The sequence below is a fragment of the Streptomyces diastatochromogenes genome, assembly GCF_002242805.1.
Lineage (GTDB): Bacteria > Actinomycetota > Actinomycetes > Streptomycetales > Streptomycetaceae > Streptomyces > Streptomyces diastatochromogenes.
The window spans coordinates 333,122-348,856 of sequence record NZ_MCGQ01000020.1; the positions used below are offsets into that span (position 1 = coordinate 333,122).

11 protein-coding genes, 1 tRNA gene and 1 other RNA gene are annotated in these 15,735 nt (G+C 69.6%); 12 read left to right on the top strand and 1 reads right to left on the bottom strand.

Annotated features, from left to right (window positions below):
- Window positions 1-450: 450 nt before the first annotated feature.
- The 9 genes from BEK98_RS24555 to BEK98_RS48025 all read left to right on the top strand — a co-directional run bounded on the left by BEK98_RS24555 (window position 451) and on the right by BEK98_RS48025 (window position 11,323).
- Window positions 451-1,920 (top strand): xanthine dehydrogenase small subunit, encoded by a 1,470-nt coding sequence (locus BEK98_RS24555; RefSeq protein WP_094218808.1) that lies wholly within the window; start codon window positions 451-453, stop codon window positions 1,918-1,920.
- The gene (gene xdhB, locus BEK98_RS24560; protein ID WP_094218809.1) at window positions 1,917-4,349 is read left to right on the top strand and encodes a xanthine dehydrogenase molybdopterin binding subunit; all 2,433 of its coding nucleotides are present in this window, start codon (window positions 1,917-1,919) and stop codon (window positions 4,347-4,349) included. Before BEK98_RS24555 ends, xdhB begins: the two co-directional genes overlap by 4 nt.
- A gap of 1 nt (window position 4,350) precedes the next feature.
- On the top strand, window positions 4,351-5,160 hold the full coding sequence (xdhC, locus tag BEK98_RS24565) for a xanthine dehydrogenase accessory protein XdhC (protein ID WP_094218810.1): 810 nt from the start codon (window positions 4,351-4,353) through the stop codon (window positions 5,158-5,160).
- 356 nt (window positions 5,161-5,516) lie between these two features.
- On the top strand, window positions 5,517-5,969 hold the full coding sequence (locus tag BEK98_RS24570) for a nucleoside deaminase (protein WP_179851893.1): 453 nt from the start codon (window positions 5,517-5,519) through the stop codon (window positions 5,967-5,969).
- A gap of 376 nt (window positions 5,970-6,345) precedes the next feature.
- The gene (locus BEK98_RS24575; protein ID WP_244201957.1) at window positions 6,346-7,305 is read left to right on the top strand and encodes a cucumopine synthase-related protein; all 960 of its coding nucleotides are present in this window, start codon (window positions 6,346-6,348) and stop codon (window positions 7,303-7,305) included.
- A gap of 31 nt (window positions 7,306-7,336) precedes the next feature.
- Window positions 7,337-8,383, top strand: a complete 1,047-nt coding sequence (locus BEK98_RS24580) for an NAD(P)/FAD-dependent oxidoreductase (protein WP_094218813.1) — start codon at window positions 7,337-7,339, stop codon at window positions 8,381-8,383.
- A 55-nt stretch (window positions 8,384-8,438) separates the two neighbouring features.
- Window positions 8,439-10,202 carry a carbamoyltransferase family protein gene (locus BEK98_RS24585; RefSeq protein ID WP_341868985.1) on the top strand — a complete coding sequence of 588 codons (1,764 nt, stop codon included), beginning with the start codon at window positions 8,439-8,441 and terminating at the stop codon, window positions 10,200-10,202.
- A gap of 15 nt (window positions 10,203-10,217) precedes the next feature.
- Window positions 10,218-10,700: an SRPBCC family protein gene (locus BEK98_RS50110; RefSeq protein ID WP_107428291.1), complete on the top strand. Its 483-nt coding sequence runs from the start codon at window positions 10,218-10,220 to the stop codon at window positions 10,698-10,700.
- Window positions 10,697-11,323: a histidine phosphatase family protein gene (locus tag BEK98_RS48025; protein ID WP_425276624.1), complete on the top strand. Its 627-nt coding sequence runs from the start codon at window positions 10,697-10,699 to the stop codon at window positions 11,321-11,323. Before BEK98_RS50110 ends, BEK98_RS48025 begins: the two co-directional genes overlap by 4 nt.
- 64 nt (window positions 11,324-11,387) lie before the next feature.
- On the opposite strand, the gene BEK98_RS24595 is transcribed toward BEK98_RS48025, so the two are convergent.
- Window positions 11,388-11,475: transfer RNA gene (locus BEK98_RS24595), tRNA-Ser, on the bottom strand.
- Window positions 11,476-11,572: 97 nt separating this feature from the next.
- Between BEK98_RS24595 and ffs the strand changes: the two genes are divergently transcribed.
- The 3 genes from ffs to purD all read left to right on the top strand — a co-directional run bounded on the left by ffs (window position 11,573) and on the right by purD (window position 15,481).
- Window positions 11,573-11,667, top strand: an RNA gene (gene ffs / locus BEK98_RS24600) — signal recognition particle sRNA small type.
- A gap of 63 nt (window positions 11,668-11,730) precedes the next feature.
- Window positions 11,731-14,052 (top strand): DNA polymerase III subunit gamma and tau, encoded by a 2,322-nt coding sequence (locus BEK98_RS24605; protein ID WP_094218815.1) that lies wholly within the window; start codon window positions 11,731-11,733, stop codon window positions 14,050-14,052.
- Between the two features lie 142 nt (window positions 14,053-14,194).
- A complete protein-coding gene (gene purD, locus BEK98_RS24610; RefSeq protein ID WP_094218816.1) occupies window positions 14,195-15,481 on the top strand; it encodes a phosphoribosylamine--glycine ligase in 1,287 nt (428 codons plus the stop codon).
- Window positions 15,482-15,735: the final 254 nt, after the last annotated feature.

The window sequence follows — 15,735 nt, forward strand, 5'->3', positions numbered from 1 at the left end:
AAACGTTCTGTGCCGGACGCCGACTGATGACCCTGTTCGCCGACACAGGGGGACGCCGAGGATCGTCGAGAGTGGATCGATCGGCTCTCGAGATGCCGAGGGCAACCCCTTGACCTCGGTGGCCCCGGCTACTACTTTGCGGTAGACGTCGACCGACCCATAACCACCGAAAGGAGGCGACCAGCAGATGAACACCAGCTCTGATCTTGGTCGCCTCGCCCAGCGCACGGTCTGGGTTCCGGGTCGGATCGCGCACGGCTGCTGAGCACGCCGTTCTGATGTGCCCGTCCGTGGCACATTCCGGGTTTCCCGTCACCACTTTCCGGCACGTCGCTGCTGCGTGCCGTTTTGCGCCCGCTCCTCTCACGTGGCGCGCCTGAACACAGAAAGCTGCCTGAAATTGGCGAACATCATGAATCGACCGATCATGCACGGAAACGAAGGCCTGTCATGACAGAGGCGCGGATCACGGTCAACGGGAAAGAAACACCGATTTCACCGGCTGCGCCCCACACCACCGTGCTGGATTTTCTGCGCGAGCGTGGCCTCACCGGTACCAAGGAGGGCTGCGCCGAGGGTGAATGCGGCGCCTGTTCGGTCCTGGTGGCCCGTCCCGGGGTGAACAAGCCCACCGACTGGGTGGCGGTCAACGCCTGCCTGGTCCCGGCCGCGGCGCTCGACGGCCAGGAGGTCATCACCTCCGAGGGCCTCGCCACGGTCGGCGAAGACGGCACGGCGCCCACCCTGCACCCGGTGCAGGAGGAGATGGCCGTCCGCGGCGGCTCCCAGTGCGGCTACTGCACGCCGGGATTCATCTGCAGCATGGCCTCCGAGTACTACCGGCCCGACCGCTGCGCGCACGCGGACTCGGACTCGGCCGACAGCACCGATCACGAGCACGGTCCGAACGGTTTCGACCTGCACTCGCTGAGCGGAAACCTGTGCCGATGTACCGGTTACCGCCCGATTCGCGATGCCGCGTTCGCCGTCGGCGAGCCCACGGACGAGGACCCGCTGGCGCAGCGTCGCGAGCAGGCCCCGCCCGCGCCGGTCGCCACCGAGTACACCCAGGACGACAGCACGTTCCTGCGGAAGGAAACCCTGGCCGAAACGCTGCAGCTGCTGCGCGAGCGGCCCGACGCGGTGGTGGTCGCCGGCTCCACCGACTACGGCGTCGAGGTGAACATCCGCTCCCGCCGGGCGGATTGCGTGGTCGCCATCGACCGGCTGCCCGAACTGCGGGAGCTGCGCGTCGAGTCCGACCACATCGAGATCGGTGCGGCGCTGACGCTCACCGAGATCGAGCGCCGCCTCGACGGCGACGTCCCGCTCCTTGCAGAGCTGTTCCCGCAGTTCGCCTCCCGGCTCATCCGCAACAGTGGGACCCTCGGCGGCAACCTGGGTACCGGCTCGCCCATCGGTGACAGCCCGCCGGTGCTGCTCGCCCTTGAGGCGTCGTTGGTGCTCTCCGATGTCGACGGTGAGCGCGTGGTCCCGCTGGCCGACTACTTCACCGGCTACCGGCAGAGCGTGCGCCGTCCCGGCGAGCTGATCCGCGCGGTGCGCGTCCCGCTGCCGCTGTCTCCGGTCACGGCCTTCCACAAGATCGCCAAGCGGCGCTTCGACGACATCTCCAGCGTCGCGGTCGGCTTCGCCCTCGACATCGAGGACGGGATCGTCCGCAAGGCCCGCATCGGCCTGGGCGGCGTGGCCGCCACCCCGATCCGTGCGCTCGCCACCGAGGCGGCCCTGGAGGGCAAGCCGTGGTCGGCGGAGACGGTCGAGGCCGCGGCCCGGGTGCTGCGGGGTGAGGGCACGCCGATGGACGACCACCGCGCCAGCTCCCTCTACCGTTCCGCGATGCTCGGCCAGAGCTTGCTCAAGCTGCACGCACAGACCACCGAGGCGGTGTCGTCATGAGTCATCTTTCCGAGCGTCCCGAGAAGCCCGTAGTCGGCGTTTCGATGCCGCACGAGAGTGCCTTCCTGCACGTCACCGGCACCGCGCTCTACACCGACGACCTGGTTCAGCGCACCAAGGACGTGCTGCACGCCTACCCGGTCCAGGTCATGAAGGCCCGCGGCCGGATCACCGCGCTGCGCACCGAGCCCGCGCTCGCCGTGCCCGGCGTGGTCCGCGTGCTGACCGGTGCCGACGTGCCCGGCGTCAACGACGCCGGCATGAAGCACGACGAGCCGCTGTTCCCCGACGAGGTCATGTTCCACGGCCACGCGGTCGCCTGGGTGCTCGGCGAGACCCTGGAGGCGGCCCGGCTCGGTGCGGCGGCCGTCGAGGTGGAGCTCGAGGAGCTGCCCTCCCTGATCTCGCTGCAGGACGCGATGGCGGCGGGCAGCTATCACGGCGCCCAGCCCCTGATGGTGCACGGCGACATCGACGCCGGCTTCGCCGACTCCGCGCACGTCTTCACCGGTGAGTTCCAGTTCTCCGGTCAGGAGCACTTCTACCTCGAGACGCACGCGGCGCTGGCCCAGGTCGACGAGAACGGGCAGCTGTTCATCCAGAGCAGCACCCAGCACCCGTCGGAGACCCAGGAAATCGTCTCGCACGTGCTCGGTGTGCCCGCCCACGAGGTGACCGTGCAGTGCCTGCGGATGGGCGGCGGCTTCGGCGGCAAGGAGATGCAGCCGCACGGGTTCGCGGCCGTCGCCGCGCTCGGCGCCAAGCTCACCGGTCGGCCGGTCCGGTTCCGGCTCAACCGGACTCAGGACATGACCATGTCCGGCAAGCGGCACGGCTTCCACGCCACGTGGAAGATCGGCTTCGACGCCGACGGCCGTATCCAGGCCCTCGACGCCACCCTGGTCGCGGACGGCGGCTGGAGCCTGGACCTGTCCGAGCCGGTGCTCGCCCGCGCGCTGTGCCACATCGACAACACGTACTGGATCCCGAACGCGCGCGTCGCCGGTCGCATCGCCAAGACCAACACGGTCTCCAACACCGCCTTCCGCGGCTTCGGCGGACCGCAGGGCATGCTGGTGATCGAGGACATCCTGGGCCGCTGCGCGCCGCAGCTGGGCCTGGACGCCATGGAGCTGCGGGAGCGCAACTTCTACCAGCCGGGCCAGGGCCAGACGACGCCGTACGGGCAACCGGTCACGCAGGCCGAGCGGATCTCCACCATCTGGCAGCAGGTGCAGGACGACGCCGGCATCGCCGACCGCAAGCGCGAGATCGCGGCCTTCAACGCCGCGCACCCGCACACCAAGCGGGCCCTCGCGATCACCGGCATCAAGTTCGGCATCTCGTTCAACCTCACCGCCTTCAACCAGGGCGGCGCGCTGGTGCTGATCTACAAGGACGGCTCCGTCCTGATCAACCACGGCGGCACCGAGATGGGCCAGGGCCTGCACACCAAGATGATGCAGGTGGCCGCGACCACGCTGGGCATCCCGCTGCACAAGGTGCGGCTGGCCCCGACGCGTACCGACAAGGTGCCCAACACCTCCGCCACCGCCGCCAGCTCCGGTGCGGACCTCAACGGCGGGGCGATCAAGAACGCCTGTGAGCAGCTGCGCGGGCGGCTGCTTCAGGTGGCCGCCTCCCAGCTGGGTGCGAACGCCTCGGACGTGCGCATCGTCGAGGGCGTCGCGCGCGTCCTGGGCAGCGACAAGGAGCTGGCCTGGGACGACCTGGTGCACACCGCGTACTTCCAGCGGGTCCAGCTGTCGGCGTCCGGTTTCTACCGGACCGAGGGGCTGCACTGGGACGCGAAGTCGTTCCGGGGCACGCCGTTCAAGTACTTCGCCTACGGCGCCGCGGCGACCGAGGTGGAGGTCGACGGCTTCACCGGCAAGTACCGCATCCGGCGCGTGGACATCGTGCACGATGTCGGCGAGAGCCTCTCCCCGATGATCGACATCGGTCAGGTCGAGGGTGGCTTCGTGCAGGGCGCGGGCTGGCTGACGCTCGAGGACCTGCGCTGGGACACCAGCGACGGCCCGAACCGCGGCCGGTTCCTGACCCAGGCTGCGAGCACCTACAAGCTGCCGAGCTTCTCGGAGATGCCCGAGGAGTTCAACGTCACGCTCCTTGAGAACGCCACCGAAGAGGGCGCGGTCTACGGCTCCAAGGCGGTGGGTGAGCCTCCGCTGATGCTGGCGTTCTCGGTGCGCGAGGCGCTGCGGCAGGCCGCCGCCGCGTTCGGGCCGAGCGGGGTCAGTGTCGATCTGGGCTGCCCCGCGACGCCGGAGGCGGTGTACTGGGCGATCGAGGAGGCTCGCCAGGGCGAAGCCTCCCGGAACGGTCACGCCCTCAACGGATCTGCCGCCAACGGCCACGCCGGCAACGGCAAGGTCCGAACCGACGCAGAAGCACTGAGCGGTGCCTGACATGACGTGGATCGCCGCGGTCGCACGGTTGCGAGCACGCCGGGAGCCCGGTGTGCTGGTGACCGTCGCGACCGTGCGCGGCCATGCCCCGCGTGACGCCGGCGCGAAACTCGTTGTGGGGCAGACCGACACGTGGGGCTCGATCGGCGGCGGCAATGTCGAGGCCGTCGCGATCGATCGGGCCAGGGAGATGATCGCCGTGTCCAAGCCGGAGCCCGAGCTGATGGATTTCGCGCTGAACGACAAGGTGACCAACCAGCACGGCGTGCAGTGCTGCGGCGGCACGGTTCAGGTGCTGCTCGAACCGCTGCCGGTGGTACGGGCGGTGGCGATCTTCGGCGTCGGGCACGTCGGGCTGGAACTGGCGCGCATCCTGGCACGTCAGGACCTCGACCTCCATCTGATCGACACCCGCTCCGACATCCTCACCAAGGAGCGGCTCGACGTGTTGGCGGACGCGGTGGCGCAGGTGCACACGCATCACACGCCGCTGCTGCCCGAGGAGGTGCTGGAGGAGTTGCCGCGTGGCACCCACATCCTGATCATGACCCATGATCACGCCGAGGACGCCGCTCTGTGCGACGCCGCCCTGCGCACCACCCATCTCGGCTCCATCGGGCTGATCGGGTCGGCGGCCAAGTGGGTGCGGTTCCGCAAACGCCTCGCCACCGAGGGCGGTCACGACGAAGCCACCATCGATCGGATCAAGACCCCGATCGGGCTGGCCGACATCACCGGCAAGGAACCCGCGACCATTGCCGTGAGCGTCGCTGCCGATTTGCTGCGCACCTTCGAAACCGAGGAGAACTGACTCTCCGACCGGAGGGAGCGGCACCTCGGCGAAGGTGCTGGGGTCACCGAGTCCTGCCATTCATGCGAATCTCCAAGAGGGGCCGGCCGACCAGTCAACTCCTTCATGGTTTCGGTGACTGACCCTCGACGGGGCCCGGCGGGTGTACTTGCGCTATTCCGCAACCCCGGCGTTCGTGAACGCCATCCAGCACCTTGTCGGCGTCCAGCAGCGCTGATCTCCCCGGGCGTCGCCGACCGAACTGATCTCGAAGCGGCACCTGCGGAGCCCCACTTTTGCCACCGACTGCAAAAAAAGGAGTAACCGTGACCGCGCACATCCAAGAAGCGAGCATCCAGGAGGGCGAGCGCGCCTGGATGGACGAGGCCATCGGCCTTGCCACCAACAGCGTGAAGAACGGCGGCGGTCCGTTCGGCGCACTGATCGTCAAGGATGGCGAGATTGTCGCGATAGGGAACAACAAGGTCACTTCGAACCTGGACCCGACGGCGCATGGCGAGGTGAGCGCGATCCGGGCCGCCTGCCAGAAGCTGGGCACCTTCTCGCTCGAGGGCTGTGTCCTGGTCACCTCGTGTGAGCCGTGCCCGATGTGTCTTTCCTCCGCGCTGTGGGCGCGAGTCGACCGGATCATCTTCGCCGCTGATCGAGATGACGCTGCGGTGGCCGGTTTCGATGATCGCAAGTTCTACGATCTGTTCGAAAAGAGGCCCGCGGAGCTGTGGCCGATGGCGATCGAGCGAGTGGACATGCCGAACCGTACGGCGCCGTTCGACGCGTGGCTGGCCAAGTCCGACCGCATCGACTACTGAAAACCCGGTCGACCGGAGGTCTTCAGGGACCTCGTCGTCACCGGCTCAGGTGCCGGGCTGGTCGACGCGAACCCCAACGAGGCCCCCGGGCTGNNCAGCCCGGGGGCCTCGTTGGCTTTCCATCCTCGGGCCGTTGCGCAGGCGTCGACCCGGGCCTGTTTCGGCCGGGCGGTGCAACACCCTTTATGTAGGCGCCAGTTACTCCCCGCTCACTTCCTCGGTGAGCGCGTCCAGCCCGCCTGAGCTGCGGTTCCTGGGAATCACACGAACCGCCGATCTCAGAGCGATCAAGGTTTCATGTTTTCAACGCCTCGCTGGAACAAGCCAGTTGGAGATGAACTCCTGGGACAAGCCGAATCGACGAACTGGAAAAGCCTTGTTCGAGAAGCTGCCTGGCCGTCAGATCGAGATCTCCTGGCCCGACCTTGGCATCACGGTCACCGCCGACCTTGACGACCGCAACCCGGCACTCGCCGACGCCCTGTGGGAGTCCTTGCCCTACCAAAGCCTCCAGGGACACGCCCTCATCGCGGGAGAACACCTCTACCACGTAGCGCCGATACCGACTCTGCTGCACACCCCCCACGCCACCCGTGTCCCCGACCGGCGCGAGGCCCCCGACGGCACCGTGTTCTGCTCCGGCCTGCAGCACCTGGGCATCAAGTACGGCACCCTGACCGAGCCGATGCCCGCCACCCCCGTCGGCCAGATTCGTGAGGCGGACATGCCCGCCCTGCTGGAAGCCGGGGCCGCGATCTGGGACGCCGTCTACTCCACGAAGAAGCAGATCATCGCCGAAGTCCGCCGCGCAGGCGAGCCGGGCGGCCACCGCATCCCGATGCTCCACGCCACCAACACGCGCGCCAGTCACCTGATCGCCGACATCGTCGCCGAGACCGAGAAGATCTGGCTCGCACCCCCGGCCGAGCTGGACGACCTCCACCGGGGCATCATCCCCTCCCAGGCAGGCAACTTCGGCACCGTCCTGCCCACCCTGCTGTTCGTCAACGGCGAGACCCGGCCCCTGGGTTACGCCGCCTACGGCGGACTCGTCCGTGCCGCCGTCCAGGACATGCCCATGGCATCCCTCGTCCACATGGCCCGCCTCCTGGTCGGAGTCCCCGCCGAGTTCCTGGGCTACTGCGGCCTGGAGAAGCTGTGGGCGTTCACCCAGCGCTTCCTCGACGTCCTCGACCGCCTCGACCGAGACGACTTCTACGCCGTCACCAGCCAGATGGCCCTCTACATCAACTGCCTCGGCGGCTGGAACCTCCAGCTGTACCCGTGGGAGACCGGAGACCACCTGCGCCAGCAGGCCGCCACGGCCGGCGCGTAGCCATGCCCGGAGCCACAGGAGAAGGAAGACCTTGAGCGCCCTGCCTGCCCGCGCTGACGCCGTCGTCATCGGCGGGGGAGTGATCGGAACCTCCGCCGCCTACCATCTCGCCGAAGCCGGCGTGAACACCGTGCTGCTGGAACGCGGAAGCCTCGGCGGCGGGGCATCCGCGCACACGGCGGGCATGGTCCGCACCTACTTCCCCGGCGACCCCCATACCGGGCAGATGGCCGTGCGCAGCCTGAACGCCTACCACGACTTCGCCCGCCACACCGCAGCCCCACTCGCCCTGAAGCGGCTCGGTTTCATGGTGCTGTTCACCGACGAACAGCAGATCGCCGATTTCGAGGGCGGCCATCAAGCCCAGCAGGCCGCCGGCGTCCAAGTCGGCCTGATCAGTGCCCGCGAAGCGTCCGGACTCAACCCGCTGATCAACGAGCGCGCCGTCCTGGCCGCCGCCTGGTCGCCTGAGGCGTACCACGTGGACGGCCTCGACATCGTCCGCGGCTACGCCGCCGCCGCCCGCAATCACGGCGCGCGCCTGTTCACCCACACACCCGTCACACGCATCGACGACGACAACACCATCCACACCCCGCAGGGCAGCATCAAGGCGGACAGCATCGTGTGCACGGCCGGGCCCTGGTCCGGCGAGGTGGCATCCATGGCGTCGGTCGACCTGCCGATGAGACCCCACGCGATCGAGATGCTGTTCACCGACATCCCGCCCTCCCCGCATCGCGAGATGCCCATGACGATGCACGCCACATCCGGCCTGCGGATCCGCTCGTGGAAGGACCGCATCCTCCTCGCCATGGGCGTACCCAAGGCCGGCGAAACACGCGAAGCCTGGCTCGGCCGCATCGTCGGCCATCTCGGCACCCTGTTCCCCGCCTTGGACGGCATCGGCCTGCACCGCGCGTGGAGCGGCGATTTCGACGCCGGCCCCAACAACACCGCCGTCATCGGCGAACACCCCACCCGCCGCTTCCTGTACGCGGCCGGATTCACCGGCGCGGGCCTGTGCCAGGCACCCGCGGCCGGGGAAAAGCTCCGGGACCTACTGATCGTCAAGTAGCCCCATGACAGGTAGGAATGACGTGATTGTTCTTGGATGTAATGGTTTCAGTCGGGTGTCGGAGTTCTTCTCCGAACGGCTCGGTGCGACCGGCATCAACAAGCATTACCTCTTGGGCCACGACGCCGCCGCCGCACTCCTGATCGACGGCCGTCTGGTCGCCGCGGCGGAGGAAGAACGCCTCAACCGGGAGAAGAAGACCACCGACTTCCCGGTGAACGCGATCGACTGGTGCCTCGAGGAAGCCGGGATCACGTTCGATGACGTCGACCTGTTCGCCTTCCCCTGGAACTGGTCCACCCAGGTTCTGAACGAGCTCCTGGACGGCATACGCACCTCGCCGATGCCGCAGGCCGCGAAGACCCGCCTCATGAGTGACATGGCCGATCTGTTCGACGAGGTCGTCAGCCACGAAGCGATCCTCGCGGACTTCGAGGCCCGCACCGGACACCGCCCCGACCCGGCCAAGGTCCGCTTCGTTCCGCACCACCTGGCCCACGCCACGACCGGCTACTACCTCGCCGGGATGAAGGACTCCGCGTTCCTCGTCAGCGACGGCCGCGCCGAACGCTTCTCGACCTTGACGGGCGAGATCCGCGACGGCCGGATCACCGTCTTCGACGACACCGTCACCGGCGCCCAGCACTCCATCGGCACCCTGTTCTCCGCCATCACCCGCTTCCTCGGCTTCGTCCCCAACAACGACGAGTACAAGGTGATGGGCCTGGCCGGATACGCCGCCCCGCCGACGCCGAACCCGTTCATCGACAAGCTCCTGACGCTGCACGACGACGGCCGCTACAGCTTCACCAAGCCCCTTCAGACCGACGACCTGCACAGTCACGACGCCCTGTTCGAGGAGTACTTCGGGCCCTTCGAGGACACCCTCGCATACACGTCCCGCGTCGCCGCTGCCGCGCAGCAGATGCTGAACGTCGCCACCGCCCACCAGGTCGGCCACCTGGAGAAGAGGACGGATCTCAACCGGCTGTTGTTCGAAGGCGGCGTCGCCCTGAACTGCCTGAACAACACCCCGATGTTCGAAGGCTCCCGCTTCGAGGACATGCAGGTCAGCTTCGGCGCCTCCGACACCGGCATCACCATCGGAGCCGCGGCCCACGCCTGGCTCAACCACCCCGACACCGCCCCCGCGGACATCCGCGCCGCCGCCTCCGCACCCGTCACCCCCTATCTGGGCCCGGCCTACGACGAGGCCGCGATCGAGGAGGCCCTCCAGGGCTTCGCCGGCCGCGTCGTCGTCTCGCGCCTGGACGATGACGAGGTCGTCGAGCAGGTGGCGAAGCTGCTGACGAAGAAGGTCGTCATCGGCTGGTTCGAAGGCCGCGTCGAGCACGGGCCACGCGCGCTGGGGCATCGCAGCATCCTCGCCAACCCCGGCTTCACCGACATCAAGGACATCATCAACACCCGGGTCAAGCACCGCGAACCCTTCCGCCCGTTCGCTCCCCTCGTCCTCGAAGAGCAGGCACCGAAGATCTTCGACATGGGGCGTAAGACCAGTTCCCCGTACATGACGTTCGTCTTCCCCGTCCGCGACGCGTACAAGGACCGCATCCCCGGCGCCGTACACGTGGACGGCACCTCCCGTATTCAGACCCTGACCGACGAGGGAACCCCACGGCTCACGGCGCTGCTGCGGAAGTTCATCGAACTCACCGGCACCCCGTGCCTGATCAACACCTCGTTCAACGTCGCCGGCGAACCCATCGTCTGCACCCCTGCCGACGCCCTGAACTGCTTCATGGGCACCGAGATCGACTACCTGATCCTCGGCAACCACCTCATCGCCAAGAACTAGAAGAAGGAGCACTCCGTGCCGACGATCCAGCGCAAGCACACCATGTACCACTCCACCGTCCTCGACGCCGACCCGGACACCGTGTGGGCGACCGTCCGCGACGCCATGCAGATCCTGGACATCGTGTCCCCGGGCGACCTGGACATCCACCGGGACGTCAGCTGGGTCGAGGGCGGCTCGGTCGACACCGTCCCGGCCCGCTACGACTTCAGGCTCACGCTCAACGGCCGTCTCGTCCAGCAGGAGATCGCCGCCCGCGACGAGATCAACAAGACCCAGTCCTACCGGGCTGTCGCCCCCACCAGCGGTGTCGCCAGGTACGAGGCCACCATCCGCGTGTTCCCCATCACCAACGACCCGGCCCGCAGCTTCTTCGACTGGTCACGGACCCTGGAGATCGCCGAGGACGCCGACCTGGACGTGGTCGAGGCCATCATCGACGTCATGGAGAAGCAGACCGACGCCGTACGGGACCACTTCGCGAAGACCGCGAAGTGAGTGACGCGACGACGCTCGTACTGCTGCGGCACGGCGAAACCCTGCTCACCCCGCAGCGGCGGCTCTCCGGCAGCGGAGGATCCAACCCGGGACTCTCACCGGCCGGACGCCGCCAAGCCGGAGCGGCAGCAGAGGCTCTCGCCCACCGCGGCGACATCGCGGCGGTCGTCACGTCACCGATGCGGCGCTGCCAGGAGACCGCTCATTCCGTGGCCGCGCGCCTTGGCCTGAGCGTCCAGGTCGAGCGGGATCTACGGGAAGCGGACTTCGGCGCCTGGGAAGGCCTGACCTTCACCGAAGTCCGCGAACGCTACCCGGACGACCTGAGCGCCTGGTTCGCCTCGCCCGAGCGTCCCCCGTCGGGCGCGGGCGAGACCATGCAGCAGGTCACCCGCCGGGTCACCGCCGTACGAGACGGCCTCCTGTCCCAGTACGCCGGCGCCACGGTTCTCGTCGTCTCCCACGTCGGACCACTCAGAACCCTGATTCGCCTCGCGCTCCAAGCCCCACCACACAGCCTGTTCCGCATGGAAGTCGCAGCGGCCTCCCTGTCGACCGTGACGTACGACGAGGACGGCACCGCCACGGTGCAGGCCCTCAATGACACCCACCACTTGAACTGAACCGCACGTCGAAGGGCCCCACCGCGAACGGTGGGGCCCTTCGACATCGTGCCCGGTGAGGCACTGGCGGAGGATACGAGATTCGAACTCGTGAGGGGTTGCCCCCAACACGCTTTCCAAGCGTGCGCCCTAGGCCTCTAGGCGAATCCTCCGCCGGAAACATTACATGACCGAGAGGGGTGCTCGCGAACACGTTCCCGCAGGCCGTCATCGGGTACAGCCCGCGGGCCGCGATCGGGTACTGTGGGCGCAGCCCCTCACGCGGCGCTATCTGACTGAACTCCCCCAGGGCCGGAAGGCAGCAAGGGTAGGTCGGCTCTGGCGGGTGCGTGGGGGGCCCTTGTGTTTGCCGGGGCGGGAGCCTTCGGCGGGGTTGGTTGTCAGTGGGCGCCTATAACCTCGTATGCGTGTCGTCTCTCGCGCTGTACCGCCGCTATCGCCCGGAGACCTTTGCCGAGGTCATCGGGCAGGAGCATGTCACCGACCCGCTGCAGCAGGCGCTGCGGAACAACCGGGTCAATCACGCGTACCTGTTCAGCGGGCCGCGCGGGTGTGGCAAGACGACCAGCGCGCGGATCCTGGCGCGCTGCCTGAACTGTGAGCAAGGTCCCACGCCGACCCCGTGCGGGGAGTGCCAGTCGTGCCGGGACCTGGCGCGGAACGGCCCGGGTTCGATCGACGTCATCGAGATCGACGCGGCATCCCACGGTGGTGTGGACGACGCCCGTGAGCTGCGCGAGAAGGCCTTCTTCGGGCCCGCCGCCAGCCGGTACAAGATCTACATCATCGACGAGGCCCACATGGTCACGTCGGCCGGCTTCAACGCGCTGCTGAAGGTCGTCGAGGAGCCGCCGGAGCACCTCAAGTTCATCTTCGCCACCACCGAGCCCGAGAAGGTCATCGGGACGATCCGGTCGCGGACCCATCACTATCCGTTCCGGCTCGTGCCGCCGGGGACGCTGCGCGACTACCTCGCCGAGGTGTGCCAGCGGGAGGACATCCCCGTCGAGGAGGGTGTGCTGCCGCTCGTCGTGCGGGCCGGAGCCGGTTCCGTGCGTGACTCCATGTCCGTCATGGACCAGCTCCTCGCCGGTGCGCGGGAGGAAGGTGTGACCTATGCCATGGCCACCTCTCTCCTCGGTTACACCGACGGGTCCCTGCTCGACTCCGTCGTCGAGGCCTTCGCCACCGGTGACGGGGCCGCCGCCTTCGAGGTCGTCGACCGCATCATCGAGGGCGGCAACGACCCGCGTCGCTTCGTCGCCGACCTGCTGGAGCGGCTGCGGGACCTGGTGATCCTCGCCGCGGTGCCGGACGCGGCGGAGAAGGGCCTCTTCGATGCCCCGGCCGACGTCCTGGAGCGGATGCAGGCCCAGGCCGGCACGTTCGGCGCCGCCGAGCTGAGCCGCGCCGCCGACCTCGTCAACGAGGGCCTCACCGAGATGCGCGGCGCCACCTCTCCCCGCCTCCAGCTCGAACTCATCTGCGCCCGCGTCCTGCTTCCCGCCGCCTACGGGGACGAGCGGTCCGTGATGGCCCGCCTCGACCGCCTTGAGCGCGGCGTCAACTTCGTGGGCGCCGGCGGTGCGCCCGCCATGGGGTACGTCCCCGGACCCGAGGCCCACGCGGGCATGGCTCAGGCGGGCCCGGCCCAGGGGGGTGCGCCGGTGCAGCCCGGTGGCGGGCCCGCCGCCGCTCGTGCGGCCGTACGGGGTTCGGGTGCGCCCGGTGGACCAGGTGGACCGGGCGGCTCCGGTGGCGCGGCTGCGGGGGCGCCTACGGCTCCTGCGCCCGCCCCTGCGCCGACTCCGGCACCCCCCGCGCCCGCTCCGGCGGCCGCTGCTCCGGCAGCCGTCGCTCCGGCACCCCCTGCCCCGCCGGCCCCTGCTCCCGCAGCCCCTGCCCCGGCGGCCCAGGCTCCGGCCCCCGGCGCCTGGCCCACCGCCGCCCAGGCCGGCGGCGGCCGGCGCCCCGGTGGCTGGCCCACGGCCGCTCCCGCGGGCGGCCAGCAGGGCCCCGCGGGCGGCCAGCAGGGCCCCGCCCCGGCCCAGCCCCAGCCCCAGGCACCCCCTGCCCCAGCGGCGCCCTCGGCCCCGGCCCAGGCTCCGGCCCCGGCGGCCCCCACCGGCGGCCTCGACCCCCGCATGCTCTGGCCGAACATCCTGGAGGCCGTCAAGAACCGCCGCCGCTTCACCTGGATCCTGCTCAGCCAGAACGCCCAGGTGGCCGGCTTCGACGGCACCACCCTCCAGCTCGGCTTCGTCAACGCCGGCGCGCGCGACAACTTCGCGAGCAGCGGCAGCGAGGACGTGCTGCGGCAGGCGCTGGCCGAGCAGTTCAACGTGCAGTGGAAGGTCGAGGCGATCGTCGACCCCTCGGGCGGCTCCGCGCCCCCGCCGTCCGGCGGCTCCCCGGGCTTCGGCGGTGGCGGCGGCGCGGGCTACGGCAGCGCGCCCGCCGGCGGTGGCTACGGCGCCCCCGCCGCACCTCGCCCCGCGGCACCGCAGCCGGTGGCCCCCGCGCCCGCCGCACCCCAGGGCAGCGCCCCGGCCACCCCGGCACCGGCAACCCCTGCCCCGCAGTCCGCTCCCGAACCGCCTCCCGTCGCCCCCGAGGACGACATCCCCGAGGACGACGACCCCGACCTCGACGAGTCGGCGCTCTCCGGTCACGAACTGATCGTGCGGGAGCTGGGGGCGACGGTGATGGAGGAGTTCTCGAACGAGTAGGAACGAGTAGGCACGGGCGCGAGTTCAGCCCGTCCGGCGTTCGAGGACGAGGCCGTTCCGGCCGACAGCGGGCGCCCTTCGTAGGAACGCACAGCTTCCCCGCCCCCCGACCTTCGGCAACCTTGCCATTAGGCTGACCCCCGTGAAGGTCCTCGTCATCGGCAGCGGCGCCCGCGAACATGCCCTGTGCCGCTCCCTGTCCCTCGACCCCGACGTCACCGCGCTCCACTGCGCTCCCGGCAACGCCGGCATCGCCGAGGTCGCCGAGCTGCACCAGGTCGACGCGCTCGACGGCAAGGCCGTGGCCGCGCTGGCCGGCGAACTCGGTGCCGAACTCGTCGTCGTCGGCCCGGAGGCCCCGCTGGTCGCGGGTGTCGCCGACGCCGTGCGCGAGGCGGGCATCCCGGTGTTCGGCCCCTCCGGGGAAGCCGCGCAGCTGGAGGGGTCCAAGGCCTTCGCCAAGGACGTGATGGCGGCGGCCGGGGTGCCCACGGCCCGGTCGTACGTCTGCACCACCGAGGAGGAGGCCGCCGAGGCCCTCGACGCCTTCGGTGCCCCCTACGTCGTCAAGGACGACGGGCTGGCAGCCGGCAAGGGTGTCGTCGTCACGGACGACTTGGAGGCGGCCAAGGCCCACGCGGCCGGCTGCGAGCGGGTCGTCATCGAGGAGTTCCTCGACGGGCCCGAGGTGTCCCTGTTCGCCATCACCGACGGCCGTACCGTCGTGCCGCTGCAGCCCGCCCAGGACTTCAAGCGCGCCCTGGACGGCGACGAGGGCCCGAACACGGGTGGCATGGGCGCGTACTCGCCGCTGCCGTGGGCGGACCCGAAGCTGGTCGAGGAGGTGCTGGAGACGGTGCTGCAGCCGACCGTGGACGAGCTGCGCCGCCGTGGCACGCCCTTCTCCGGTCTGCTCTACGCCGGGCTCGCGATCACCTCGCGCGGTGTCCGGGTCATCGAGTTCAACGCCCGCTTCGGTGACCCCGAGACCCAGGTCGTGCTGGCCCGCCTGAAGACCCCGCTGGCCGGTGTCCTGCTGGCCGCCGCGAACGGCACCCTGGACGACCTGGAGCGCCTGCGCTGGAGCGAGGACGCGGCCGTCACGGTGGTCATCGCCTCGCACAACTACCCCGGCACCCCGCGCACCGGCGACCCGATCACCGGTCTGGGCGAGGTGGCCGCCGAGGACGCCCCGCACGCCTACGTCCTGCACGCCGGGACGAAGCAGGAGGGTGACGCGGTCGTCAGCGCGGGCGGCCGGGTGCTGTCCGTCACGGCCACCGGCAAGGACCTCACCCAGGCCCGCGAGCGGGCGTACCGGGCGGTGTCCCGGGTCCGCCTGGACGGTTCGCAGCACCGCACGGACATCGCCGCGAAGGCTGCGGGAGCAAACGAAGCCGAGCGGGCGGGGGAGGCGGCGGAGGCGTAAAGCCGCCGGTCGCACGCATCCCGCACCCACCCAGGCCCCGGACGAAAATCCGGGGCCTGATCTTTGCTGTCTGTCACCCACCTCTGACCAAAGCCATTCCATCGAGTGAGCAATCGCCCATCCGGCTGACGGGGGCCGAGGCCCCAACTAGGGTGCGGCGCAAGCGTTCCGGCACTTGGCCCACCGGCATTGCGATGTCAGTGGCGGGTGCCACAGTGGGGGAGTGAGCAACCCCAGGACAGCCCGGGATCGGC